Source organism: Pedobacter africanus (genome assembly GCF_900176535.1).
In the GTDB taxonomy this organism is placed as follows: domain Bacteria; phylum Bacteroidota; class Bacteroidia; order Sphingobacteriales; family Sphingobacteriaceae; genus Pedobacter; species Pedobacter africanus.
Genome location: NZ_FWXT01000001.1, coordinates 1222859 through 1249033, shown reverse-complemented (window position 1 = coordinate 1249033; position 26175 = coordinate 1222859). Strand labels below are relative to the sequence as shown.

20 protein-coding genes and 1 tRNA gene are annotated in these 26175 nt (G+C 42.3%); 13 read left to right on the top strand and 8 right to left on the bottom strand.

What is annotated here, in order from left to right; genetic code table 11:
- Nucleotides 1–19: 19 nt before the first annotated feature.
- The 7 genes from B9A91_RS05145 to atpD all read right to left on the bottom strand — a co-directional run bounded on the left by B9A91_RS05145 (nt 20) and on the right by atpD (nt 7824).
- Nucleotides 20–484, bottom strand: coding sequence for a DinB family protein (locus B9A91_RS05145; protein WP_084237321.1), 465 nt, complete (start codon nt 482–484; stop codon nt 20–22).
- 9 nt (nt 485–493) lie between these two features.
- On the bottom strand, nt 494–1108 hold the full coding sequence (gene ilvN / locus B9A91_RS05140) for an acetolactate synthase small subunit (protein ID WP_084237320.1): 615 nt from the start codon (nt 1106–1108) through the stop codon (nt 494–496).
- Nucleotides 1109–1116: 8 nt separating this feature from the next.
- Nucleotides 1117–2856, bottom strand: coding sequence for a biosynthetic-type acetolactate synthase large subunit (gene ilvB / locus B9A91_RS05135; protein WP_084237319.1), 1740 nt, complete (start codon nt 2854–2856; stop codon nt 1117–1119).
- Between the two features lie 37 nt (nt 2857–2893).
- Nucleotides 2894–4591, bottom strand: coding sequence for a dihydroxy-acid dehydratase (ilvD, locus tag B9A91_RS05130; protein WP_084237318.1), 1698 nt, complete (start codon nt 4589–4591; stop codon nt 2894–2896).
- 50 nt (nt 4592–4641) lie between these two features.
- Complete coding sequence (locus tag B9A91_RS05125) at nt 4642–5532, bottom strand: branched-chain amino acid transaminase (RefSeq protein WP_084237317.1); 891 nt, start codon at nt 5530–5532, stop codon at nt 4642–4644.
- Nucleotides 5533–6051: 519 nt separating this feature from the next.
- On the bottom strand, nt 6052–6294 hold the full coding sequence (gene atpC / locus B9A91_RS05120) for an ATP synthase F1 subunit epsilon (RefSeq protein WP_015809219.1): 243 nt from the start codon (nt 6292–6294) through the stop codon (nt 6052–6054).
- Between the two features lie 24 nt (nt 6295–6318).
- Entirely contained in the window at nt 6319–7824 is a 1506-nt protein-coding gene (gene atpD, locus B9A91_RS05115) for a F0F1 ATP synthase subunit beta (RefSeq protein ID WP_084237316.1), read from the bottom strand.
- A gap of 219 nt (nt 7825–8043) precedes the next feature.
- Between atpD and B9A91_RS05110 the strand changes: the two genes are divergently transcribed.
- The 11 genes from B9A91_RS05110 (at nt 8044) to B9A91_RS05060 (ending at nt 20610) form a co-directional block, all read left to right on the top strand.
- Nucleotides 8044–8949 carry an SDR family oxidoreductase gene (locus B9A91_RS05110; RefSeq protein WP_084237315.1) on the top strand — a complete coding sequence of 302 codons (906 nt, stop codon included), beginning with the start codon at nt 8044–8046 and terminating at the stop codon, nt 8947–8949.
- 20 nt (nt 8950–8969) lie between these two features.
- Nucleotides 8970–9434 carry a redoxin domain-containing protein gene (locus tag B9A91_RS05105; protein WP_084237314.1) on the top strand — a complete coding sequence of 155 codons (465 nt, stop codon included), beginning with the start codon at nt 8970–8972 and terminating at the stop codon, nt 9432–9434.
- Nucleotides 9435–9542: 108 nt separating this feature from the next.
- A tRNA-Arg gene (locus tag B9A91_RS05100) sits at nt 9543–9616 on the top strand.
- A gap of 209 nt (nt 9617–9825) precedes the next feature.
- The gene (locus tag B9A91_RS05095) at nt 9826–10104 is read left to right on the top strand and encodes a hypothetical protein (protein WP_144008862.1); all 279 of its coding nucleotides are present in this window, start codon (nt 9826–9828) and stop codon (nt 10102–10104) included.
- Nucleotides 10105–10174: 70 nt separating this feature from the next.
- Nucleotides 10175–10432: a DUF6266 family protein gene (locus B9A91_RS05090; RefSeq protein WP_084237312.1), complete on the top strand. Its 258-nt coding sequence runs from the start codon at nt 10175–10177 to the stop codon at nt 10430–10432.
- 55 nt (nt 10433–10487) lie between these two features.
- Nucleotides 10488–11063: an RNA polymerase sigma factor gene (locus tag B9A91_RS05085; protein ID WP_084237311.1), complete on the top strand. Its 576-nt coding sequence runs from the start codon at nt 10488–10490 to the stop codon at nt 11061–11063.
- 61 nt (nt 11064–11124) lie between these two features.
- Nucleotides 11125–12264, top strand: coding sequence for a FecR family protein (locus B9A91_RS05080; protein ID WP_084237310.1), 1140 nt, complete (start codon nt 11125–11127; stop codon nt 12262–12264).
- A gap of 261 nt (nt 12265–12525) precedes the next feature.
- The gene (locus B9A91_RS05075) at nt 12526–16056 is read left to right on the top strand and encodes a SusC/RagA family TonB-linked outer membrane protein (RefSeq protein ID WP_159451644.1); all 3531 of its coding nucleotides are present in this window, start codon (nt 12526–12528) and stop codon (nt 16054–16056) included.
- Nucleotides 16057–16080: 24 nt separating this feature from the next.
- Nucleotides 16081–17559, top strand: a complete 1479-nt coding sequence (locus tag B9A91_RS05070; RefSeq protein ID WP_084237308.1) for a RagB/SusD family nutrient uptake outer membrane protein — start codon at nt 16081–16083, stop codon at nt 17557–17559.
- A gap of 61 nt (nt 17560–17620) precedes the next feature.
- Nucleotides 17621–18892 carry a TlpA disulfide reductase family protein gene (locus B9A91_RS05065; protein WP_084237307.1) on the top strand — a complete coding sequence of 424 codons (1272 nt, stop codon included), beginning with the start codon at nt 17621–17623 and terminating at the stop codon, nt 18890–18892.
- Entirely contained in the window at nt 18889–20610 is a 1722-nt protein-coding gene (locus B9A91_RS05060) for a TlpA disulfide reductase family protein (RefSeq protein ID WP_084237306.1), read from the top strand. Before B9A91_RS05065 ends, B9A91_RS05060 begins: the two co-directional genes overlap by 4 nt.
- Before the next feature lie 25 nt (nt 20611–20635).
- Here the strand turns inward: B9A91_RS05060 and B9A91_RS05055 are convergent, their stop codons facing one another.
- Complete coding sequence (locus tag B9A91_RS05055; protein WP_084237305.1) at nt 20636–21226, bottom strand: RNA polymerase sigma factor; 591 nt, start codon at nt 21224–21226, stop codon at nt 20636–20638.
- A 256-nt stretch (nt 21227–21482) separates the two neighbouring features.
- On the opposite strand from B9A91_RS05055, the gene B9A91_RS05050 reads away from it, so the two are divergent.
- Nucleotides 21483–22625: a FecR family protein gene (locus B9A91_RS05050; RefSeq protein ID WP_084237304.1), complete on the top strand. Its 1143-nt coding sequence runs from the start codon at nt 21483–21485 to the stop codon at nt 22623–22625.
- Nucleotides 22626–22832: 207 nt separating this feature from the next.
- Entirely contained in the window at nt 22833–26165 is a 3333-nt protein-coding gene (locus B9A91_RS05045) for a TonB-dependent receptor (protein WP_159451643.1), read from the top strand.
- The last annotated feature ends 10 nt before the right edge of the window (nt 26166–26175 follow it).

Below are 26175 nucleotides of genomic sequence, written 5' to 3'. Positions count from 1 at the left end.
ATTAAGGTTGGTTTTATACTTATTTGTTTGTTATTACTTTTTTAATGGATGAGGCCATACCATAATGCAGGGCATCGTGTACAACAAAAAACTGTACGGCCTCAGCTTCACTTTTTACTGTTACACCATAATCGGTTGTAAATGCGTGGTAGTCTGTAAACTTGCCTTGCTTCAGGTCCTCTTCCAGCTGGTCAATTGTGCTGCGCATGAACCCTTTCAGGATGTCTACTTCATCAGCACTTACAAAGCTTTCCGGCTTTGTGCCCTTGGTATAGGGCAATATGTACCTTTTGTCTATCACCGGCTTAACATTGGCCAGCCTGTAGCATAAGCCTTGCTGACTGGCAATAATGTGCCCGAAATTCCAGATGATATTGTTGTTGAAACCCGCAGGGATTTCATTCAGTTCTTCGACTGTCAGGCTTTCAACAAGCGTTATGAAATTTTCCCTGGTTTTTCTGGTTACATTTAAAAGATATTCCATATGCCTGAATTACATGCTGAATACGTTCTTTTCCTTGTCCAGAAATTCGTTTTCAATCACCTCTTCACCTGGTTCCCTGCGTTCAAATTCCCTTAGCTTGCGGTTAAAACCGTCGCTGTCTTTAATGATAGCTACCCTTGCGCTACGTACAAATTCAATCAGTCCGTAGGGCTGCAGAACTTCTATCAGCTTATCGGTTTCCTCCCTATGACCGGTAGTTTCAAATACGGTATAATCTTTACGGATCACTACGGCACGGGCACCGAATTCGCGGAGTAAACGCTCAACGGAAACTTTCTCCGCGATGGTATCGGTAGGTACTTTGTAAAGGGCCAGTTCCTGCCAGATGATGTCCTCGTTGGTATTGTAATATACTTTAAGTACTTCTACCTGTTTTTCTATCTGGCGGCAAAGCTTACGCACCACTTCCTCCGTTTCATGGATCAGGATGTTGAACCTGTGGATGTGCTCAATCTCTGAAGGAGAGGTGTTTAAGCTTTCTATGTTTATTTTTCTTCTGGAAAAGATAATGGCGATACGGTTCAGTATACCTATCCTGTTCTCGGTATAGGCGGTGATCGTAAACTCCTGCTTTCCGTTTTCTATTTCGTTGGAATTGCTCATGATCTAAATTATTTAAGTCTGATTTCGGCTACACTCATGCCTTGTGGTACCATTGGAAATACATTGTGTTCTTTTGCTACCATTACTTCCAAAAGGAAGGAGCCTGGGTGGTTCAGCATTTCTTCCAGCGCAGAACTCAATTGTTCCCTTTCTGAAATCCGTTTACCGGCGATGTAATAAGAGTCGGCCAGTTTTACAAAATCAGGACTGGTAATGTTTACGAATGAATAGCGTTTTTCGTGGAACAGCTGTTGCCACTGGCGTACCATACCCAGGAACCTGTTGTTCAGGATCAGGATCTTTACATTTACATCGCTCTGCATAATGGTACCCAGTTCCTGCAGGGTCATCTGGAAACCACCGTCGCCTATTACAGCAACCACCGTTTTGTCTGGTGTGCCAAATTTAGCACCTATTGCCGCAGGTAAACCAAAACCCATGGTGCCGAGCCCCCCGCTGGTAATGTTGCTCCTGGTGTTGTTGAATTTGGCATAGCGGCAGGCCACCATCTGGTGTTGGCCTACATCTGTTACAATCACAGCATCGCCTTTGGTCAGTGTGTTTAACTGATGGATTACTTCACCCATGGTCATTTCACCTTCTGAAGGGTTCAGTTCTTTCTGTATCAGGGTATCCTGTTCAATTTTATCAAAGGCCCTGAATTCTGCCAGCCATTCCGTGTGCTGTTTTTCTTCAATTAATGCTGTCAATAAGGGTAAAGTTTCTTTACAATCGCCCCAAACCGGCACATCGGCCTTTACGTTCTTGTCAATTTCAGCCGGATCTATATCCAGGTGAATTACTTTGGCCTGTTTTGCATATTTATCGAGCCTGCCGGTTACACGGTCGTCAAAACGCATTCCTATAGCGATCAAAACATCGCAGGCATTGGTCTGTACATTAGGGCCATAGTTTCCGTGCATGCCCAGCATCCCAACATTTAAAGGATGATCGGTAGGGATTGCACCCGCGCCCATAATGGTCCATGCAGAAGGGATACCGCTTTTTTCTACAAAAGCCCTAAACTCCTGCTCGGCTCCGCCCAATAACACCCCCTGTCCAAAAAGTACAAAAGGCTTTTTGGCGCTGTTGATCATCGCTACGGCCTGTTCTATATACTCTTTTCTGATTACCGGTTTTGGGCGGTAGCTGCGGATGTGTTCGCATGGCGTGTAGCCCTCATAATCGAACATTTGCAGCTGTGCATTTTTGGTGATGTCTATCAATACCGGGCCTGGCCTGCCGCTGCGGGCAATGTAAAATGCCTTTGCAAGTACAGATGGAATTTCCGAGGCATCGGTAATCTGGTAGTTCCATTTGGTAACGGGGGTGGTGATGTTGATCACATCGGTTTCCTGAAACGCATCCGTACCCAGCAGGTGTGCAAAAACCTGTCCGGTAATGCAAACCATAGGTGTGCTGTCTATCTGTGCATCTGCCAGGCCGGTTACCAGATTGGTAGCCCCCGGACCGCTGGTTGCAAATGCAACACCAACTTTACCCGATGTTCTGGCATAGCCCTGGGCAGCGTGGGTTGCACCCTGCTCGTGGCGTACCAGTATATGTTTTAATTTGTCGTTGTAGTCGTATAGGGCGTCATAAATGGGCATAATGGCGCCGCCAGGGTAGCCAAAAACGGTGTCCGTACCTTCGGCTATTAATCCTTCCAATAAAGCCACAGAGCCAGAAACATTTACTGTCTTTTTTGGCGCTGTTAAGGTGTTTGCTTCCTCTTGTGCTGTATCCATTGTTATATATTTAGGTATTGGGGTTTCTAATTTTTATTTATTCAGTATAGGCATCTGTAACACAACCTTCACTGGCGTTACTCACTTGTTTAATGTATTTGTAGAGCACGCCTTTGGTGACGGGTGGTGGAAGCTGTTTCCAGACCGCCCTGCGGGTAGCCAGCTGCTCATCGGTTAGGTGAACATCAATGCTGTTGTTTACCGCATCTATAGTGATGATATCATCGTCATGTACCAAGGCGATGTTTCCGCCATCCCAGGCTTCAGGGGTAATGTGGCCCACAACGAAGCCGTGTGTTCCGCCAGAGAAGCGGCCATCGGTAATCAATGCAACCGATTTGCCCAAACCGGCACCAATAATTACAGAAGTGGGTTTCAGCATTTCAGGCATACCAGGGGCACCCTTAGGGCCAACCTGCCTGATAACCACCACGTCTCCGCTTTTTACTTTTCCGCTTTGGATACCAGCAATCAGGTTCTGTTCACCGTCAAACACGCGGGCCGGACCGGTAAATTTCTCGCCTTCTTTTCCGCTGATCTTGGCTACTGCACCTTTGGTGGCCAGGTTACCGTACAACATCTGCAGGTGGCCCGTTTCTTTGATTGGCTGTTCAACCGGAAAAATGATCTTTTGTTTATCGAAATCAAGATCGGCTGCACCTGCAACGTTTTCTGCCAGGGTTTTACCAGTAACGGTCACACAGTCGCCATGTACCAGACCTACCTTTAACAAATATTTCAATACTGCAGGTACACCGCCAATTTCATGCAAGTCTTCCATCAGGTAAGTACCGCTAGGTTTCAGGTCGCCCAGAACAGGGGTGCTGTCGCTTACTTTCTGGAAATCATCAAGCGTCAGGTTCAGGCCTACAGATTTGGCTACCGCAATCAGGTGCAATACTGCATTTGTAGATCCGCCCAGCACCATTACCGTTACAATGGCATTGTGAAATGCTTTTTCGGTCATGATGTCTGAAGGCAATATGTTTTTCTCCAGTAAAACCCTGATGGCCTTACCGGCGGCTATACACTCATTCTTTTTCTCTTCGCTTGTGGCAGGGTAGGAGGAGCTGTAAGGCAAGCTCATTCCCAAAGCCTCTATGGCAGAAGCCATAGTGTTGGCGGTATACATACCTCCGCAGGCACCGGCACCCGGACAGGCATTTTTAATTACGCCCTGAAAATCTTCTTCATCCAAATTTCCGGCAAGTTTCTGACCTAAGGCTTCAAAGGCAGAAACTATATTTAAAGAATTGCCTTTATATTTTCCGGAGTGGATACTTCCGCCATACACCATAATGGAAGGTCGGTTTAAGCGGCCCATCGCCATAACCGAACCCGGCATGTTTTTATCGCAGCCGGGCACAGTAATCAGGGCGTCATAATACTGACCGCCACAAATGGTTTCTATAGAATCGGCAATTACATCCCTGGATACCAGTGAATAACGCATGCCGTCGGTTCCGTTCGACATGCCGTCGCTCACGCCAATCGTGCCAAAAGTAAGGCCAACCATATCATTTTTCCAGACACTTTCTTTAACGATCTGTGCAAGCCCGTTCAGGTGCATATTGCAGGTGTTTCCATCGTATCCCATGCTGGCAATACCAACCTGGGCTTTATCCATATCTTCTTTGGTTAATCCGATCCCATAAAGCATGGCCTGCGCTGCAGGCTGGGTAGGGTCTTGGGTAAAAGTCTTGCTGTATCGGTTAATTTCTGGTGTTTGTGACATATTTTGTTTTGGTGATTAGGCGTTGTGTGTAATTTATATGCTTTGGTTCTTTATATAATAACTTCGTAATTCTGTTTTTCCAGGACCAGCGATTTATAGGTACGCTGTATTGTTGCGCCAAGGCTGTCTGTCCATCTCAAGGGGAACTTGTACTCATCTACCGAGGCAATGCCTGCTATTTCTGTTGCTGTTCCGCAGAAAAATGCGCTGTCAGCATGTTTCAAATCCCTTTCTGTCAGGTGTTTTTCTATAATTTCAATATCCAGTATATGGCATAACTCAATTACAGTAGCACGGGTAATTCCTGGTAAAATATGGCCTTTAGGTGGGGTGTATAACCGGCCGTTCTTTTCAATAAAGATATTTGCTCCCGGTGCTTCGGCTATGTTCTGGTTCATGTCCAGTAACAAGGCCTCATCAAAACCTTTGCTTTTTGCTTCTGTAGTGGCCAGTATAGAATTTACATAATTTCCGCTCACTTTGGCTTCCATAGGAGTAGATTTCGGGTTGGGCCGTTCGTAGCTGCTGATGCAAACCTTCAACTGTTCGTGGCCAAGGTAAGCGCCCCATTCCCAGGCACAGATCATGATGGATGTTTTGGTACCGGCCACGAGCGACATATTAGGGGCACAATAAACCAAAGGCCTGATATACGCGTTTTTTAAATTATTGATTTCAAGTAGCTTGTAGGTCTGTTTGATCAGGTCATTAACATCCCATGGAAAAGGCATATGAACCAGCTCCGCCGAACGTTTTAAGCGTTCAAAATGCTGCCTGGCTTTAAAAACCCGGGTGCCATTGTGCGTATTGTATGCTCTTATTCCCTCAAATACAGCATAGCCATAATGTAGTGACTGTCCGTATATATCGGCAGTTGTGTTATTGGCTTTCTGAAACTTTCCGTTTAAGTAAAGCACGGTATTTGAGTTAAAGTATTGCATTTGGTTCCAGGTATGTTTTGTTTTAGATGTTTCATTAAAAAAGCGCCACTTTTGGGGGGCGCTTGCGTATATTTTTTATTAAATATTCATTTACAGCGCCTTATCCTTCTGAATAATCAGAAGAAGAATTCCGTTAATAATGACGTTAAATAAGGCTGTAATTGAATGGTTCATTTTACTTTTTATCTGCTGTTGCTTTATAAATCCAATTTAGTGCTTGCTATCTAAACTATCAATAGCTGGGTAAAAATAATTGAAAAAAAATATGATTCTTTTAATTTTTAATATTTCGATATTTTATTCTTTATTTTTCCTGTTTTTGGTATCTAAATTGGTTGTTGTTATACCAATTATGATTTCGGTATTCGGTATAGTTGTTATGCCTGCATTGTATTTTTTGTCATTTTCTTCCTAAAACGGGCTAACCGGCTAAAAAAGTTGATTAAAAACTAAAAACAATACTCATAAAAAAAGCCCTTTGAAATTTCAAAGGGCTTTTCAATATTGTACGATTAAATATTAAGCAACCCCTTCGGCCAAAACAATAATTTTGTTTTTCAGGACCTCAACGACACCACCTTTAATAATAAAGGTATCTTCGCCGGTTTTGCTTTTAATAATCACCGGGCCATCTTCCAAAGTAGAAATAATAGGAGCATGGTCTTTCAAAATCTGGAAAGAGCCCATTGTTCCTGGTACAGTAACTGCAGTTACTTCGCCTTCAAAAACTTTTTTGTCTGGTGTTAATATTTCTAGTGTCATATATATAGTATATACGCTTTAAAATTAAGCGTTGGCTTCAGCTAATAATTTTTTACCTTTTTCAATAGCCTCTTCGATGCTGCCTACAAGGTTAAATGCTGCTTCAGGATATTCATCAACCTCACCATCCATGATCATGTTAAATCCTTTGATGGTATCTTTGATGTCAACCAATACACCTTTTAATCCGGTGAACTGCTCAGCTACGTGGAATGGCTGAGACAAGAAACGCTGAACACGACGTGCACGCGATACAACCAGTTTATCTTCCTCAGATAATTCGTCCATACCAAGGATGGCGATAATATCCTGAAGTTCTTTATAACGTTGTAAAGTTTCTTTTACGCGTTGAGCTGTATTGTAGTGATCATCACCTAAGATGGCAGGAGAAAGGATACGTGAAGTAGAATCCAATGGATCCACCGCAGGATAGATACCTAACTCAGCAATTTTACGAGACAATACGGTTGTAGCATCAAGGTGGGCAAATGTTGTAGCCGGAGCAGGGTCGGTCAAGTCATCCGCAGGTACATAAACCGCCTGTACAGAAGTAATTGATCCGCGTTTTGTTGAAGTAATACGCTCTTGCATCAAACCCATCTCAGTTGCCAGTGTTGGCTGGTAACCTACCGCAGAAGGCATACGGCCTAATAGTGCCGATACCTCAGAACCTGCCTGGGTAAAACGGAAGATGTTGTCAACGAAGAAAAGGATGTCTTTTCCAGCGCCTTCGCCATCACCGTCACGGAAATATTCAGCAACTGTTAATCCAGATAGTGCTACACGGGCACGTGCACCAGGAGGCTCGTTCATCTGACCGAATACCAATGTTGCTTTAGAGTCTTTTAATTTTTCAGTATCTACAGTTTTTAAATCCCAACCGCCTTTTTCCATGGAGTGAAGGAACTCATCACCATAGTTGATTACACCAGACTCAATGAACTCACGTAAAAGGTCGTTACCTTCACGGGTACGCTCACCTACACCGGCGAATACAGATAAACCAGCATATGCTTTCGCAATGTTGTTTACCAACTCCATAATCAATACCGTTTTACCTACACCAGCACCACCAAACAAACCGATTTTACCACCTTTAGCATAAGGCTCTAATAAGTCGATTACTTTGATACCTGTAAACAATACTTCTGTTTCGGTTGACAGGTCGTCGAACTTAGGAGGGGCATTGTGAATAGGGCGACCGCCGGTTTTATCAACTGCGTTGATGCCGTCGATAGCTTCGCCAACAACATTGAACAAGCGACCTTTAATCTGATCACCAACCGGCATTTTGATAGGAGCGCCGGTATCCAGTGCTTTCATTCCACGAACTAAACCATCGGTCGAGTCCATTGCAATTGCACGTACACGGTCTTCACCAAGATGTTGTTGAACTTCTAAAACGATCTTCTGTCCGTTTTCTTTTTCAATCTCTAATGCAGAGAAGATTTGAGGTAAATGAGCATCGTCGGCAAAACTCACGTCAACTACCGGTCCTATAATCTGCGCTATTTTTCCAATGTTAGGCATATATTGTTTTGGGTAAAATTATAAATATCAATTTGTTAAAGGCCCTTTTATGAGCTTACAATTTGGTTTGCAAAGTTAAAATTTTTATACAAGAATTACACACATAAATAAAAAGTTTTTCAACAGTTTTTAAAATGGTATTTTCGCAGAAGGTAAAGCAGCTTGAATTCTCTGGTTTTAGCCGACCAAAACAGCTGTTTATAAATAAATTAGACGCTAATGAAAACAGTACTGGTAACAGGAAGCAACGGCCTTTTAGGTCAGAAAATTACAGAAAGACTGCTGGTTACAAATCAATTTAACCTGGTTGCAACTTCCAAAGGGGCCAACAGGTACCCTTTGAAAGCGGGCTATCTGTATGCAGAAATGGATATACTTGATCCGGACAATGTAAAAGCAGTTGTGGAAAAATACCAGCCTGATGCCATTATCCATACAGCTGCAATGACCAATGTAGATACTTGTGAATTGAAGCAGAAGCTTGCTTACCAGTTAAATGTAGGTGCTGTTAAAACCCTGGTGTCTTTGTGCGAATTGCACAATATACAATTGGTGCATTTGTCTACCGATTTTATTTTTGACGGTGCACATGGGCCTTATGATGAACTGGCAGCACCAAATCCGTTAAGTTATTACGGGGTTACAAAACTGGAGGCAGAGGAAGTGATCAAAGGTTCTGCCTGTCGCTGGGCGATTCTTCGTACCATTATTGTATACGGTATTGTAAGCGATATGAGTAGAAGCAATATCGTTTTGTGGGCAAAAGGGGCACTTGAAAAAGGAAGTCCTATAAATGTGGTGAACGACCAGTGGCGGATGCCTACCCTGGCGGAAGACCTGGCAGATTGTTGTCTGCTTGCTGTAGAAAAAGATGCACGTGGTGTTTATAATGCATCGGGTAAGGATATGATGAGTATTGTTGAGTTGGTTAGAAGGGTTGCCGCTTTCTGGAACCTGGATGAAAGCCTGATCAGCGAGATTGGCAGCGCCGCTTTAAACCAGGCCGCAAAAAGACCGGTAAGGACCGGCTTCATTCTGGATAAAACTATTAAGGATCTGGGCTATCACCCACATAGTTTTAACGAGGGGCTAGCGATAATAGATGAGCAATTAAAACAACATTAATCATATAAAAAGAGTTCAATATGGCATTACAAATTGGTGATCAGGCCCCTGATTTTAAGTTATTCAGTTCTGAGTTGAAAGAAGTATCACTTTCGGATTATAAAGGCAGAAAATTGGTAGTACATTTTTTTCCTATGGCATTTACAGGAGTTTGCACAGCACAGTTGTGTACCATGAGAGATAGCTTTGGCTATTATGAAGGAATGAATGCTGATGTGGTAGGCATTTCAGTGGATTCTCCGTTTACACTTGCGAAATTTAAAGAAGACCAGGCTTATCAGTTTCCTCTGCTTTCAGATTTTAATAAAGAAATATCAAAAGCGTATGGCGCATTTTATGAAGATTTCGTCTTTAATTTAAAAGGGGTTTCGAAGAGGGCAGCTTTTGTGATTGATGAAGCAGGAAAAATTATCCATGCAGAAGTATTGGAAGATGCAGGTAACATGCCTGATTTTGATGCAATTAAAAAATCTATAGAAGCATAACCATATTTTTTTAACGTTCTGGACAGAATTATTTCAAAAAAAATTGCGAAATTCAATTTCAAGCATTACTTTTGCAGTCCGTTAACGAAACGGGAGAACGTTAAAAATGCACTTGTAGCTCAACTGGATAGAGCATCTCACTACGGATGAGAAGGTTTGGGGTTCGAATCCCTACCAGTGCACTGAAAGCCTCAGAGAAATCTGAGGCTTTTTTGTTTTCGGGCCTCGCTGCTCAATTCAATCCGTATATTTTTAACAATTAGCAGATTAGCTATAAAAGTGTGCCTGAACACCATTATGATCGGATAAACATTCTCCCTAATTAAAAATAAATTTGGCTGTTTCTGTGGGTTGAGTATGTGATATACTTAAGTTCACAAAAACAATGTTTATGAACAGATACAGAACGCAGATGTTATTTAAAAGAATTTCACTAAATTTGGGTATGGACTTGCAGACCGAAAAAATTGAACTGATTAAATTATTGCTTGATACGGAGGATGAAACCATTATTCAGAAGATCAGGGCGTTATTTAATGCAGAGAAAAAAGATTTTTTAACGGAATTGCCCAAACACGTAAAACAGGGTTTGGAAAGAAGTCGTAAGCAAGCAAAAGATGGCCAATTAATTCCTTTCGAACAGATTGTTACGGAATTAAAGGGCATATGAGTTTAGCCATATTTCTAACTCCTGAAGCTAAAGAAACACTTTATGCTACTATGATTTTTGTAAGAGAAAAATGGAGAGAAAAAACAGCTGCACCTGGGCTGTAGATGTCGACATGGATTGGGGCATTAAAAACGACAGGACCATGCTGCTGGTTTACTGCCCGGAACTTTTTAAAGCCGTATATGTGCTAAGCGGCGCCAGGAGAAGCGCCGGTCGGGATGATTTAGAACTCCCTGCCAGCTTTGCTGGCAAGGATCTGCATTGTTATATTGCCTTCAAGGCAAGTAATGGGAAAAATGTAAGTGATAGTGTTTGGGTAGGATGGTAAATTATTCTTGTGCAATGTATGGTTGTGCCCGAATTATTAATTAAGTTCGCAAATCATGTCTGCATACAGTAAATATACCGATACAGAGCTGAGCAAGTTGTTTAATAAAGGTGATGCCCTGGCTTACAGGGCGATCTACGACCGTTATTGGCAGCTGCTGTTCCGGTTTGCCAGAAAGCTGCTGCAAGACAGCACCAGCGCGGAAGACGTGGTACAGGATGTATTTGTAGTATTTTGGGATAAAAGGGACCAGATGGTTGCCGAAATGCCCCTGGCAGGATTTTTATACAAGTTAACACGAAACAAGATCCTGGATTTGGTGAGGCATACCCATGTGGCAAACCGTTATCTTGAGCAACTCCACCAGATCATCCAGTCGGGAGAAGTAATGCCCGATCAGCTGTATATAGAAAAAGAACTGTACGACATTGTTGAACGTGAAATTAAGCGCCTTCCCGAAAAAATGAGACAGGTTTTTGAAATGAGCCGCAAAGAGTTTAAGAGTAGCCAGGAAATTGCCGATGAACTGGGCATTTCCCAGCAAACGGTAAAAAACCAGATCAGCAACGCCATTCGTACCCTAAAAGATAAAATGGGCGACTCCCTGAATATTTTTCTAATTATTTTTTAGTTTCATCTAGTACTCTTTGTTTAGTTGCCCGTTTTACCTTTATACAGCCAGCAACTAAACCATGGAAGAAAACTTTAAGCAAGCAAAAGTCTTGTTAGACAAATATCACGAGGGTTTAACCACCCATGATGATAACGTGAAGGTTGAACAGGCATTTAATCGCTTTGCGGATGCTGCCAAAGATGACGATACGGCCGTAGACGCACAATTAATAGGAGAGCGGATCTGGGCTAAACTTCCGGCATCAGTTTCCGGTGCTGGTATTTCACCTGTGCCATTGTGGCCTCGAATTGCAGTAGCTGCTGCTGCGCTGGTATCGATTGTTTTCGGGATTTGGTTTTTCTCTGGGCTTCGCCATTCCGAATTCATTTCAGGATCTGCGGACTATGCAAAAAACGACATTGGTCCGGGTAAACAGGGTGCAACCTTAACCCTTGCCAGCGGTAAAAAGATCAGGTTAACAGATGCAGTTAATGGACAGTTAGCCGAAGAGGCAGGGGTAGAGATCAGTAAATCTGCCGATGGACAGCTGGTCTACGAAATAAAGGGAAGTGCTGAAGCGAATAAAATCAACACTTTAAGTACAGCCAAGGGAGAGACCTATATCGTAACCCTACCCGATAAAAGTAAAGTATGGCTTAACGCTGCTTCGAGTTTAACCTATACTGCAGGCTTAACCGAAGGCGGAAAACGTAAAGTCAAACTTACGGGAGAAGCGTATTTCGAAATCGCTAAAGATAAAACGCATCCTTTTGTAGTTGAAAGCAAAGGACAGCAGGTAGAGGTGCTGGGTACACATTTTAATGTGAATGCCTACGGAGATGAGCCAACGGTTGCAACCACGCTTTTGGAAGGATCGGTAAATGTAACTGAAGGGGAAAATAGACGGATCATAAAGCCTGGCCAGGAGGCGGTAAATAATGGAAATTCCATTCAGGTGAATAAAGCCAATATAGAAAACATTGTTGACTGGAAAAATGGAGATTTTAATTTGGATGGCCTTGAGTTTACAGCGGCTATGCGAAAGATTGCCCGATGGTACGATGTAGAGGTGATTTACGAAATTTCGACACCTTCGGGTATAGAGACCGGGGGCTGGATTTCAAGAAACAACAAGTTAAAAGATGTACTTAAGCTAATTGAAAAATCAGGGTTTGTACATTTCAAAGTAGATGGAAGAAAAATTTACGTTTCAAAATAACAGATTATTTCACCTTTAAAACAATAGGATGGATAGAAATTTACAATAAAGAGCGCCAGCGTACCGGATAAAAAAAACCAGAAGTGCGTTAACACTCCTGGTTGTATTCGGAACAATTAAAAAATCAACTGTTAAACCGTAGCTAGCCAGCGTTTTTCGAGGACACAAGGCCAGCTACTTAACCGAACCTAACAAATGTATAAAAACTATACCAGGAAATGCGGTATATCCCTGCCGCTATACCATAAAATTTTGCTAATTATGCGATTAACCACCGTGATATTAATAGCATCCCTTATGCAGCTGAGCGCGGCAACGTTTGGCCAGCGCATAACTTTGACGCAAACCAATACTCCGCTTAAGGATGTGCTGAAGGAAATCAGAAAACAAAGTGGATTTGATATTTTCTATGAAAATAAGCTGATTTCCAGCAATCAGAAGGTGTCGGTTGCAGTTACCAATGCCACCGTTGAGGAGGTACTAAGCTCGGCACTTAAGGGACTTAACCTGAAATATGAGATAGAAGGTAAGACAATATCTATCAGAAAGCAGCAGGAAACTTCTGCTCCTTTAAATAAGGCGTCTTTTCTAACGGATAAGATTACCGTTCGGGGAAAGGTACTGGATGAAAAAGGGGAGCCATTGGCTGGTGCTTCTGTCTTTGTTGAAGGGGACAAACAAATATTGGGCAGCACCAATCTCAGGGGCGAGTTTATTTTACTGAACGTTGAAGCAAATGCTACCATTATCATTGCTTATATGGGGTACGAGCCGCTTAACTTAACTGCCAAAACCGATATGGGAACGGTAAGAATGACGCTGTCAACGAGCAATCTTTCTGAGGTTCAGATCACCTATAATACCGGTTATCAGCAGATTTCTAAAGAGCGTAGTACTGGTTCATTTTCTAAGCCAAACCTGAAAGTGATGCTGGACAGATCTGCCGGCTCACCAACCTTGCTTAACCGCCTGGAAGGATTGGTACCTGGTTTATCCAGCGGTTCGGGTGGTAACGGTGGCATTGTGATTCGGGGAACTACCTCTATTAACCTTAATACTGAACCTTTATATGTAGTAGACGGTATCCAGGTTTCCAGAGAAATTTTTGACAATTTAAATGCGCAGAGCGTTGAAGACATTACCATACTCAAAGATGCTACAGCCTCATCTATCTGGGGTGCAAAAGCTGCAAATGGGGTAATCGTTGTTGTGACAAAAAAGGGGAAAGGCGGGGATAAACTTAAGATCGATTATGATGGTTATTATGAGTTTAGCGGGCGCCCGGACCGCTATTATATACCGAGAATTTCTAATGCAGAACATATAGCCCTTGCCAGAGAGTTATTCCCTCTATTTTCCGCATCAACAAGTTATAGTGCATTACAAAATATTGGTTTGATACCTCCACATCTGCAGATTTTGTATGATGCAAATAGAAATGTGATTACACAGGCGCAGGCCAATTTTAAATTGGACAGTTTATCACAATTATCCAATTTAGATCAGATCAACGATCTTTTGATCCGCGATGCATCCATTCTAAATCAGACGCTATCGGTTTCAGGAGGTGGCAAGGTGCATTCATTTTATGGATTAGCCCAGCATGTTGGCAGGGTAAGCAATACCCCTGGTCAGAATGACAATGCATATCAGCTTCTTCTTAATAATCAGTTTACCGTGAGCAAAAGAATTAAAATAAACCTGAATGCTGAAATTAATAATAGAATTACTAATAGTAAAAATGTATCGATCCCTGGCAATATCGCAGATAATGAATACCAATTGCTGAAAGATTCAAATGGTAATCCGTTAAATGTGAATTGGGCAGGTGCATTTGTTGAGGCAAGACGCCTGGATTTTCAGGCAAGAAGCCGGATAAACCTGGATTATAATCCAATTTTGGAACAAGACAGGGCCAAATCAAATACAAATTTATTAAACACAAGATTTCAAGCCGGGGGAACAATAGATATCCTGGAAGGCTTAAGGTTTACGGGGACTTATGGCTACAACTATGCGACAAATGTGGGCAGATCTGTTAGAGATGAGCGCAACTATGATGTGAGGGTATTGAAAACACGGTTCACAGTTGCCCCTACCTTAACCTCTGTACCGGTATATAATTTGCCTCAGTTTGGTGGAACATTAGCAACAACAAACTCTTTAACAAAGAGTTGGACGATAAGAAACCAGCTAACCTATGACCGTGACTGGGATAAACACCAGCTAACCGCGATGTTCGCACAAGAAGCTAGAAGCGAACAAGGTATCAACAGCAACGGATATTTTTATGGATGGGATGAGGATGCGCAAACCTCCAATTTTGTTGATGCTGTTAGATTATCATCCGGTACAATAGCCGGAGTAGCAGGCTCGGTATCTGGTCAAACTTTATTAACGCTTAGTCCTGATATCAAAGAACAACCCATTGTAAGAACAACTTCTTATGTTGCCAGTGCTGCTTATACCTTTGCCAGAAAGTATTCGTTAAATGGTAGCTTTAGGATAGATCAGGGCAATCTCTTTGGCTTTGATAAATCTGCCCAAAACAAACCTGTATATAGCGTAGGCGCAAAATGGAGTTTGGGGAACGAAGCGTTCATGAAACCGGTTAACTGGTTAAACCGTTTAGATCTTCGCTTAACCTATGGAATTACAGGAAATGTGCCGTTGCCTGGACAAGCTGCTTCTTTTGACATCTTTGCAGCTCAGGTTAATTTGAATGCCGTAAATGGATCTGGTTTAGTTTTAAGAACTCCTGCCAACGACAAATTAACCTGGGAACTTACTAAAAACTATAACGCAGGTTTAGACTTTGCTATGCTTAACAATCGGTTAAGTGCTACGGTTGATGTTTACCTGAAAAAGACCAACGACCTTATTGGTATTGTGCTTACTTCTCCATTAACAGGTTATGCAAGCGTAACTGGCAATTTTGGGGCCATGCAGAACAAGGGAATAGATATAGGCTTGAATTCAGTTAATTTAAGGGCAAGGAATTTTACCTGGAGCAGCAGTTTAATGTTAGGCTATAATAAAAACAAGCTAACCAAATTGAACCTTAATAATGTGGCTACTACCGGAGCAGGATTGGTGGGCTCATCGTTTTCTCAAGGAACAACTTCAATCGTTGGTCAATCACTTTATTCTTTGTATGCTTACAATTATGCCGGGCTAAATGCCTCAGGAGATCCTCAAATCAGACTTGCCGATGGAACGGTTACCTCTGCTCCGAATGTAAGCTTACCTGCTGATATTCTTAGGATGGGCGTAACCCAGGCTCCTTTGTCTGGTGGCTTTGGCAATAATTTCCAATATAAAGCTTTCAACTTAGGCATAAATATGATTTTCAATGCGGGTCATGTCATACGTGATCCGAGGGTTAATACGGCAACAGATGCCGTGATTTATGGCAACAATTTCCAACGCGGATTTTTAGAGCGCTGGAAGGTTCCCGGTGATGAGGCTCGTACAGACATCCCAAGATATGTCGCCAATTCAACAATTGCTGCCTCCAGAGATTTGAATTATTACAATTTGGGAAGTGCAAGAATTTTGTCCGCCGATTATTTAAAGATCAGGGATATTAGTTTAAGCTACTCACTTCCACAATTGGTAGCAAATAAGATAAATGCACAATCAATTACCTTCCGTGTTAACGTAAACAACCTGCTGCTATGGACGGCCAATGACTTAGATTTTGATCCGGAAGTTAACAGGAACAATTCGCAGATAACTAATGTGAGGCCTGCACAAGGGACGATATCATTAGGTGCGCACATTACATTTTAATCATCAACACTAAAATGACAAGTTATGACAACTTTTAAAAAATATATGCTGGGTTCTGCTTTTGCCCTGGTGTTATTGTTCCAATTTTCCTGTAAAAAAGAATTCCTGGAAATAGTGCCAAAGGGACAAAAGGTCTTGAAGACAACAAATGACTATGAACAGGTATTGAATATTTCGAATATTCAGACCTTTTTGCCTGCAAATATTTACATGGGCGATGAGATGGCAGCAATGGAGCCTTTTTTTAATGAACTGCCAACACGGATGCAACGTCTGTTTAAGTACGCAGATCGAATTTATGATGCGGGGGCTACCCCTGACGAATTCAGTTCTGCATCTTCAAATGAAGCCATTTACATCAGGAGACTTTATGTCTTTAATAAGGTTATCAATAATGTAATGGATTCTGAAGGTGGCACTGAGGCCCAAAAGATGGCTGTCAGGTCAGAAGCCAGAGTGCTGAGGGCAATCTGTAATTTTATGTTCTTAAGTGATTATTCGAAACCTTATAATGCAGTTACTGCTGCCACAGATCTTGGTATCCCAGACATTACCAAATCTGATGTAAATCAGACAAATTTTGTACGTCTGAGTCAGAAGGAAAACTACGACCTGATGATCAAAGATATCACGGAATCGATACCAAATTTAGGCGTGTTGACCCACCGTCGTAAAATCAGTAAGCTCACTGCGTATGTTTTTTTGGCGCGTATTTATTTTGCCATGAATAATTATACTGAGGCAAAGACTAACCTTGACCTGGCTTTTTTGGAAATTCAGAAAGCTAATATTCCACTTGGCTTGTATGATTATAACGTAGTTTTAAATCCTGCAGGAGGGGCCCAGTCATGGCTTCCCCATACCGGATTTGGTTATTCCGCAAATAAACCTCAGGTCATCAATGATACAGAAACCATTTTTAACATTGATGCCATTAAGATTACCTTTAGCGCACCTGATACCTACGTGCTTTCAGAAGAAACGGTTAATCTATTTGATTCATCAGATAGGCGTTTGTATAAGTCCGATGTCTATGATTTTAATGAAACGGCTATATATCCCAGGGGTATGAGAAGGCCTCTATTTACATTTACAGATGATGTTGGGCCTACTTTGCCCGATTTATATTTGATGCGTGCTGAAGCAAGGGCTCGTACAAATGACCTCGCCGGAGCTGTGCAGGATGTGCAGGCATTGCGCGTAAAAAGAACCTCCGCAGCAGCGGCTCCTGTGCCTGCTGGCATTGCGGGAAATCAACAAGCGCTAGTGAGGTTTATCCTTGATGAACGCATTCGTGAACTCTTCTTCTCTGGGAGTAGATGGTTAGATATGCGCCGTTTATCTCAAGATCCTATATATAGAGATCACGTCAAATATACCCATAAAACATTTAATGAAAATGGAACTTTAGCACAAAGTTATATCCTAAAACCAGAAAGATTTGCACTAAAATTTGGAGAAGTTGTGTTGGGAACGAGTCAAGGTCTACAGGAAAATCCATAACAATTAAATAACCTAAGCTAAATGCTGTTACAATAGCATTTAGCTTTTAAAAATAACACTTATGAGAAAACTAATCTTATTGCTGTTGATTTCCGGCTCAGCCTGGGCGCAGCAGACACCCGTAAAAAAATATGGCCTTCAAGACTTTATGATGATTGAAAAAGTTGAAGACCAGGATAAATATTACAATGAAAATAAGGCACAGTTAGCCGAAAAAGAAGACAATAGTTTTCGTGCTGAACTCGCTGTGAACTGGTTAGCCAAGGGGAATTTAGAGAAGTACAACCATTATCAGGCGGCCCAACCTAAATACAACCTCATTCAATTTTTAAACCTAACTTATGCACTCGAGAAATTGTTTGATGAGAAAAAGCAATATGCTGCTGTTGCCAGGTATACCAATGAATTTTTGGAGCAATTGAAAAAAGGTACTTTGACCGATGCTGTTGGTAGAGCTCATGTTTTAATGGATTTGAATGCGGCGGCCAATGCCAAACTGGGAAACATTGAAGCAGCCAAAGCGATGATCGCTAATTCAGCCGGAAAAAAGGTGGCTTCCGCTAGTGACAATGGTTACTTTAAAGATGTCAAATCCAACTATCTAAACCGCTATGCCATAGTAATGTCTGCTGCTGGTGAGCCTAAAATTGCATTCGACACTTTGAGCAAAGCTTTTAGGGAAGCCGATTCCAACCCATATATGGTCGAGACCTTTAAAGATATCTATAAGCAAGTTAGAGGATCAGACAAGGGGTTCGACCAATATCTAAAATCTCTACAGGACGAGGCTTATCAAAAATATTACCATAAGGTAGAAAAAATGTATGTTGAATCTCCAACATTACCACTTACTGGCACTATGCCCCATGCTAAACAACCTGACAAGTTTCTAAACACGTTTCTGGCTAATAAACCCCTGAGAGAAATTACGCTGAATGCTCTTGATGGCAAGCCAGTTAACCTCGGTGATTATAATGGTAAAATTTTGGTACTTGATTTCTGGTCTACCGGCTGCACACCTTGTGTAGCGGCTTTTGCCGGCTTTGAAAAAGTAGTGGCCGAATATAAGAAAAGTGAATTTCAACTATTTGTGGTCAACCTGTTTGAGCCTCAGGCAGAGGTAAAAGTATTTGCTGCACGAAAGCCGGTTAAGCTTGAAATATTACAGGATGAAGAGAATAAAGCATATGCTGTAACAGCTACTCCTACCAAAATCATCTTTGATCCGATGGGCAATATCAGGTTTTTCAGCTCAGGTTATGCAGGTTCTACAGATAGAGAGTATTATAAGCTGAAAGCAATGGTAGAAATTACGAAACATAGAAACCAATGAGAAGAATAGTGCTTTTTCTAATACTAAGTACATTAACGTGCCTGGCATTAGCTCAGGATAACCATCCGGTTTCCTGGAAGTTTGGCAGTCGAAAGATTGCTCCTTTAACTTATGAAATAAAGTTTATGGCTATTATCCAGGAGCCATTTCACATCTACCCACAGTCATCGGATGGCGGATTGGGCATGCCTACTGAATTTATATTTGCCAGCAATGACAATGTAGAATTAACAGGGCCAGTAAGCGAGCAGGGATTGGATAGAAAAAAGGGCGAAGAGGTGGCTTATTATGCAAAAGGGGTCAGCTTTACACAAATTGTGAAGTTGAAATCTGAGAAAAAGACAGACTTGTCTTTCGTCATCAAATACATGGCCTGTAATGACCAGATGTGCCTTCCTCCTTCAAAGAAAGCGTTTACAGTAGCCATAAATGATATAGATAACAATGCTGTAGAAAGCAATGCTTCCGGAGTAGCATCTGCACAAAAAAAAGCTTTGATATATCAGGATTTTGTAATGCCGGGCCCTGATGGAAAGTTGGTGGCATCCAAGCAAATCACATCTAAGCATAAATACACTTTTATAGATTTCTGGGCCAGTTGGTGCGTGCCTTGCAGAAAACAAGGACGCGAGCTAATTCCCCTATATGAAAAATACAAAGCCAGGGGTTTTGGTGTGATCGGCATTTCACTGGATACAAATCCAACAGCCTGGAAAAAGGCCATTGAGGCAGATCAATATACCTGGACAAACCTGAGCGATAGGAAAGGCTTTGACTCTGAAATGGTGAAAAGATATGGGATAACAGCCATCCCCAGAAACTTTCTTATTGATAGTACAGGTGCCATAGTTGCCATGGATTTGCATGGAAAGGAACTTGAAGCTAAACTCATTGAGCTTTTTGCCCCAGCTATCCCGAAAGATACTGCAAAGAATGATTATGATGACCTCGATAAGTTGGAAGGTGCAGAATACGAAAAATTGACTGGTGATGATAAGAAATTTTTGGAAGGAAAGCTATCTCCGAAAAATACACCGGATTATGAGGCCAAACTGGAAGGCTTTCGAAAAAGGTTCAGCGAGATGAATGTGAAGGTGTACACTTCATTTATAAAGTCGCATCCCGATTCAAAGTTGAGCCTCGAGTTATTTCCTAAAGTGGCCTATTTTCTGCCGTATGAGATGGTTAAGCCGCTGTTTGATGGGTTGTCAGCAACGCTTAAAAATACCGAAGAAGGGAAAAAAATAGAGGGGAACATAAATAGAATGCTTGTTGCCGCAATTGGTAAGATAGCACCAGATTTTGAGATTCCTGATACAGCGGGAAAGCTGGTTAAGCTTTCTTCATTCAGGGGGAAATATGTACTCCTTGACTTTTGGGCCTCCTGGTGCGGACCTTGTCGTGCAGAAAACCCTAACCTCGTTAAAGCCTACAACAAATATAAGGATCAGAATTTTACAGTGGTGGGTGTAGCGCTGGATAAGTTGGAAGATAGGTCTGCATGGTTGGCAGCCATCAGGAAAGATGACCTTCCCTGGACTCAGTTATCTGAATTGAAATTCTGGAATAGTGTGGCGGCAAAATCGTTCGGTGTTCAGGCCATTCCGCAGAATTTCTTAATTGATCCTAATGGCGTTATTATCGGAAAAACTTTAAATGGCAGCGCACTACACGATAAATTGAATGAGGTTTTAGGTGTGGATGTAAATCGTCTATAATTTTTTATGGAAATAATCCAGACAACTATCTCAAAATACCAGCAAGCAACAACGTAAGTGCAATGTCTTTGATATTGCGCTGCAGATATTTTTGAGCAATACATATTTGGTTTTCTACTGTTCGTTTAGATATAGAGAGTCTTTCGGCTATCTCGACATTGGTAAGGTTTGCTATCCTGCTTAAAAGGAAAATTTCGCGGCAACGTTTAGGCAGGTCAAGTAAAGCATTCTCTATATCTGCCTGCAGGTTAAGATACCTGATTTTTTCTTCACCCTCATTTTGCACCAGTATTTCGGAAACCGGGAGTTGGTCGTAATTTTCCACATAGGCCAGGCGCATCTTTTTCTTCGCCTTCAGTACCTTATAGGTATGATAGCGGGCGCTGGTGGTCAGGTAATTTTTGAATGAGCCAATATCCAGCGTGTCTTTCTTTCTCCAGATATTCAGGAAGGTATCATTGGCAATTTCAGCTGCCGCTTCTGCATCATTTAAAAAAGAAAAAGCTGTAGTATATACTGCCTGCCAGTACCGATCAAAAAGCAATTCGAAAGCACTGACGCTTCCAGACTTTATGGCTTCCCATAGTTCATCATCGGGGTTGTTTCTGTCGAGCATATTTGGTAAATGCTAATCTAACAAAAAAAATATTAAAGTTTATACTCTTTTATAATACTGAGAAGCACCCCCTGGCAGTTAGGTTACGCCCATCCATTAAAGCGCGTACAGGTAACGCGGCTAATCGCACTCATCTGTAAAAAAAATGAAATAGTATGTGAGTTGGGCATTAAAAAATGTCTCTATACTTTTAACTAAGCTGTAACAGCCAGGCGCTGTACCTTTTATAGCTTAAGTATAACGTATTAAACCATTTATGACCAAAGAGCAATTTATAGTACTTTTCGAGAAATGCGCGTCGGGATATTGCACCGCTGAAGAATTGGCACAGCTGGAAAATTATCAGGACGATTTCGAGCTTACTGTTAAAGAATGGTCGGCAGAAATGGGCAGTTCCGACGAAGTCAGGCAGCAGATTCTTGAAAAACTACGGTCGCAAATATCGGCCGAAGGGGAAAAACGTCGCAGTAATTTCCGGTATTGGGTTGCAGCTGCATCTGTATTGATTTTCCTGGCCGCTGGTACATGGTTTTGGGTAAATACAAAAGATGAGCATCAGATCGTTCGGTCTGATTCAGGTGCCACCATAATTAAACCCGGCCGGAACCGGGCCATTTTAACGCTCGCCGATGGTAAAAAATTAGATCTTGACGATGCTGCCACGGGAATTATATCCAGGCAGGGGGCGTCAATATTAAGCAAAACTGCTGATGGCAAACTGGCCTACGGAACCAATACAGATAGGTCAGATAAAAATGCTGTTGCTTATAATACTATAGAAACACCGCGGGGCGGTCAATATCAGCTTACGCTGGCCGATGGCACAGAAGTATGGATGAATGCCGGCTCATCATTAAAGTATCCTACCAGCTTCAGGGGCAAAGAACGGAAAGTGGAGTTAACTGGTGAGGCTTATTTTGAGGTTGCAAAGAACAAAGAGAAGCCTTTTAGCGTAGTGCTCAACGGCATGAAAGTAGAGGTTTTAGGTACTCATTTTAATGTAATGGCTTATAATGATGAGAATGTTATCGAAACAACCCTGCTCGAGGGCTCGGTAAAGCTAACAAAAGATGGCAGCAGCACTATGCTGATACCTAACCAGCAGGGCGTTTTAAACAACGGCGCTTCAAATTTCCGCGTACGCGCAGTAAATACAGAAAATGTAATAGCCTGGAAAAATGGTTTTTTCAAATTTGATGACGAGAATATCGAAACCATTATGCGCAAGGTGGCGCGCTGGTATGATGTAGATGTCACTTATAAAGGCAATCTGAAACCTCAAAACTTCGGCGGTAACGTACCAAGGTTTAAGGACATTTCGCAACTATTAACCACACTTGAATTAACGGGTACCGTTCATTTTAAAATTGATGGAAGGAGGATAACCGTTATGCCGTAGTTCTACAACCTCCAGACAAGATTTGCTGAAATAAAAAAACCGGAAGCGTTGGCGCGCCACCGGTTTTTAGCCCAATCAGGCTTTGAGCAACTTAAATAATCCTTCAAACGATCAATTATAAATTAACCCATTAACCAAATGTATAAATTTTTCCACGCATTTTCATGCAGGACTGAACCCTGTATGTTATCAAAAATTGGTCTGATAGTGAAACTTACGATTCCATTTTTACTGGTAGCTATTTTGCAGGTTAACGCGGCAAGTTATGCCCAGCAGGTAAGCATATCTGCAAATAATACCCCCTTATCCCGAATTTTTGAATTACTTCATAAACAAACCGGCTATTCTTTTCTGTACAACTCAGCTATGATTAGCGAAAGCAACCCGGTAAGTATTTCAGTGAAAAAAGCAGAACTGAAAGATTTTCTCGATAAATGTTTTGCTGACCAACCACTTACCTATACCATTTATGAGAAAACAGTTGTTATTAAGAGAAAGCCCCCTGTAGTCTATACAGCGCTTGGCAGTATTGTGGTAAAAGGTACCATCAGGGATTCCAAAGGTGAAACCCTCCCGCAAATTACGGTAAGGGTTAAGGGTACCACCAACGGTACCAACAGTGATTCCAGTGGTGGGTATACTTTAAAATTACCAGACGGCAACCAAACCCTCATTTTCTCGGCCGTAGGGTATGAAACTTTGGAAGTAACCGTTAATAACCGAACTCAAATAGATGTGACCTTAAAGGAAAAGGTTTCTGCAATGAATGAGGTGATGGTAGTGGGTTATGGTTCCCAGAAAAAAGCCGATGTGACGGGCTCCATTGCCTCGGTAAATGAAGAGGCATTGAGAAGCGTGCCTGTGAGCAATTTAGTTAGCGCTCTTCAAAGCCAGGCACCTGGCCTTGACATCCAAAAAGCAGGTGGTAACAGCCACCCCGGTGCAAAACCGGCCATCGCGATCAGGGGACAGCGTTCTTTAGCTGACGGTGCAACAAATGACGTCTTATATGTAGTAGATGGTATACCTTTTAACGGCACCTACATCAACGACCTCAACCAGGACGATGTCGTTTCAGTACAAATATTGAAAGATGCCTCTGCCACCGCCATTTACGGCTCAAGGGGCGCAAACGGTGTGATATTGATCAATACCAGGAGAGGTAAAACAGGTGCTCCGTCCATCACCTACAGCGGATATGCAGGCCAGGTAAAAGCATTGGGCCATTATGACGTTATGGATCCGAAAACCTATGAGACCTACAAAAAATGGGGGGTTTATAACGCAAACAATCCGAATACAATTGGTGCGGCCCACCCTTACAGCGGTATTGATGATCCCAGGTTCTACACAGATGGCGTTACTTTTCTGCCTGCTGAACTGGCCGGAATAAAAAACGGAACTGCTACAGACTGGCAGGACCTGATCTTTAAAAATGGCCTGAAAACCAATCATCAACTCGGTGTTTCCGGTGGTACAGAAATGACCAAATACGCCATCTCTGCCGGTTTTTTTGACGAGACCGGCGTTTTTCCGGGACAGTCATTTCAACGTTATACATTTAAGGTGAGTGTAGATCAGCAGTTGGGTAAAATATTTAAAGTCGGAATAAGTTCACTGAATACGGTCAGCAAGATCAACGGGGAGAGCATCAATCCGGTAGGACAAGCGCTGACCTCCAGTCCGCTTACCGTTCCTTACGATGCCGATGGCAACCTGATTCCATTTCCGGGCGGTGGCTCGTTAATCTACAATCCCCTTGCTAATCTCGTGCCGGGCTCGGTTGTTCAGAAACGTTCCAGGTACCATACTTTTACCACCGCTTATGTCGAGGCACAGTTAACGCCCCATTTACGGTACCGTTTCAATGGTGGTCTAGAGCTTACGCCCGAAACTTATGGTGAATTTTATGGAAGCGCAACCTACCAGAATTTAAGCGGGCCTTCTACTGCGAAAAACAACAATTACGATTTCTACGACTACACCCTGGAAAATCTTTTGGTATACGAAAATACTTTTGCAGAAAAGCATCACTTAACAGCAACGGGGCTATTTAGTTATCAGAACGATTACAAAGCATCAACGAGTTTCGGTTACAACAATATTTTAGCTGATTATATTCAATATTTCAATCCTTCGTTAGGGGCAAACCTCAATGGTTCGGGCAACTATGCCAAATTTACTATTGTCTCTTTTATGGGCCGCCTCAATTATGATTTCAAGAGCAGGTATCTGGCTACGCTGACCATGCGGTCTGACGGATCTTCAACACTGGCTCCCGGAAATAAATATCATTTGTTCCCTTCAGCAGCTATTGGCTGGAACATCACAGAAGAAAAATTCATGAAAAGTATCCGGCAGATATCCAGTCTGAAATTAAGGGCCGGCTATGGAATCGTAGGCAATGCCGCGGTAAACCCTTATCAAACACTCGGAGGCCTGGCATCTATCAATTACAATTACGGGGGTACCAATGTAACCGGCACTTATCCCAATAATGTACCCAATCCAAAGCTTGGCTGGGAATACACCGCAACCCTTAATCTGGGTTTGGATTTCGGGCTGTTGAATAACCGGATTTCTGGTAACGTAGATGTTTACCGGCAACGTACAAGTGACCTGATCCTGCCGCAGAATTTACCCATTACCACAGGCTATACTTCGCAGTTTCTGGCCAATGTGGGAAAAACCGAAAATCGTGGGCTGGAAATTAATGTTAACTCCGTTAACATCAAGGCAACCGACCGGAAAGATTTCGGTTGGACAACCAATTTTAACATCACCTTTAACCGTAATAAGATCCTGGCGCTGCAAAATGGTGTAACAAAGGACATTGGCAATAACCGTTTTGTAGGTGCCCCGATCAACTCGCTTTACAACTATGTGAGGCTGGGTATATGGCAAAATACCGCAGCAGATTCAGCCCTAGCCAAAAAATATAACCTAACGATGACCGGAGTAGGTTCGGTAATCGGAAGTATAAAAGTTGCTGACTTTAATGGCGATGGGGTGATCAATTCAAATGACCGCACCATTGTAGGTAACCGCCAGCCCAAGTTTTTAGGTGGGTTTACGAACAGGTTCAACTACCGTGGACTTGATCTGACAGTAGTTGGTACTTACCGTGTAGGCGGTACGCAAATAGCTTACTGGCTCCAGCCGGGCAGCAACGTCAATGCGATGACCGGCAAGACGAACAATTTAAATGTTAACTACTGGACACCGTTCAATCAGGAAAACACCTATCCGAAGCCCATTTTTGGCTCCAACACACCAACCTATGGCGATTTGCTGGGCTATTATAGTGCTACCTATCTCAAAATCCGCACAATCAGCTTAGGTTACACCCTTCCACAACGGATCAGCAACAAAATAACGGCAAAATCCCTGCGGTTCTATGCCACCCTTAATGATGCAATAATTCTTTTCTCGCCATTACATGACCGGTTCCATGGCGCCGATCCCGAATCGGCTGGTACACTTGGCCTGGATACGCCGCCGAACAAGTCGGTTCTATTTGGATTGAATGTTTCATTTTAATTTTTAACAG

Coding starts and splice junctions, on each gene's coding strand:
- B9A91_RS05145 (WP_084237321.1), bottom strand. CDS start 484: ATGGAATATCTTTTAAATGTAACCAGAAAAACCAGGGAAAATTTCATA.
- ilvN (WP_084237320.1), bottom strand. CDS start 1,108: ATGAGCAATTCCAACGAAATAGAAAACGGAAAGCAGGAGTTTACGATC.
- ilvB (WP_084237319.1), bottom strand. CDS start 2,856: ATGGATACAGCACAAGAGGAAGCAAACACCTTAACAGCGCCAAAAAAG.
- ilvD (WP_084237318.1), bottom strand. CDS start 4,591: ATGTCACAAACACCAGAAATTAACCGATACAGCAAGACTTTTACCCAA.
- B9A91_RS05125 (WP_084237317.1), bottom strand. CDS start 5,532: ATGCAATACTTTAACTCAAATACCGTGCTTTACTTAAACGGAAAGTTT.
- atpC (WP_015809219.1), bottom strand. CDS start 6,294: ATGACACTAGAAATATTAACACCAGACAAAAAAGTTTTTGAAGGCGAA.
- atpD (WP_084237316.1), bottom strand. CDS start 7,824: ATGCCTAACATTGGAAAAATAGCGCAGATTATAGGACCGGTAGTTGAC.
- B9A91_RS05110 (WP_084237315.1), top strand. CDS start 8,044: ATGAAAACAGTACTGGTAACAGGAAGCAACGGCCTTTTAGGTCAGAAA.
- B9A91_RS05105 (WP_084237314.1), top strand. CDS start 8,970: ATGGCATTACAAATTGGTGATCAGGCCCCTGATTTTAAGTTATTCAGT.
- B9A91_RS05095 (WP_144008862.1), top strand. CDS start 9,826: ATGAACAGATACAGAACGCAGATGTTATTTAAAAGAATTTCACTAAAT.
- B9A91_RS05090 (WP_084237312.1), top strand. CDS start 10,175: ATGGAGAGAAAAAACAGCTGCACCTGGGCTGTAGATGTCGACATGGAT.
- B9A91_RS05085 (WP_084237311.1), top strand. CDS start 10,488: ATGTCTGCATACAGTAAATATACCGATACAGAGCTGAGCAAGTTGTTT.
- B9A91_RS05080 (WP_084237310.1), top strand. CDS start 11,125: ATGGAAGAAAACTTTAAGCAAGCAAAAGTCTTGTTAGACAAATATCAC.
- B9A91_RS05075 (WP_159451644.1), top strand. CDS start 12,526: ATGCGATTAACCACCGTGATATTAATAGCATCCCTTATGCAGCTGAGC.
- B9A91_RS05070 (WP_084237308.1), top strand. CDS start 16,081: ATGACAACTTTTAAAAAATATATGCTGGGTTCTGCTTTTGCCCTGGTG.
- B9A91_RS05065 (WP_084237307.1), top strand. CDS start 17,621: ATGAGAAAACTAATCTTATTGCTGTTGATTTCCGGCTCAGCCTGGGCG.
- B9A91_RS05060 (WP_084237306.1), top strand. CDS start 18,889: ATGAGAAGAATAGTGCTTTTTCTAATACTAAGTACATTAACGTGCCTG.
- B9A91_RS05055 (WP_084237305.1), bottom strand. CDS start 21,226: ATGCTCGACAGAAACAACCCCGATGATGAACTATGGGAAGCCATAAAG.
- B9A91_RS05050 (WP_084237304.1), top strand. CDS start 21,483: ATGACCAAAGAGCAATTTATAGTACTTTTCGAGAAATGCGCGTCGGGA.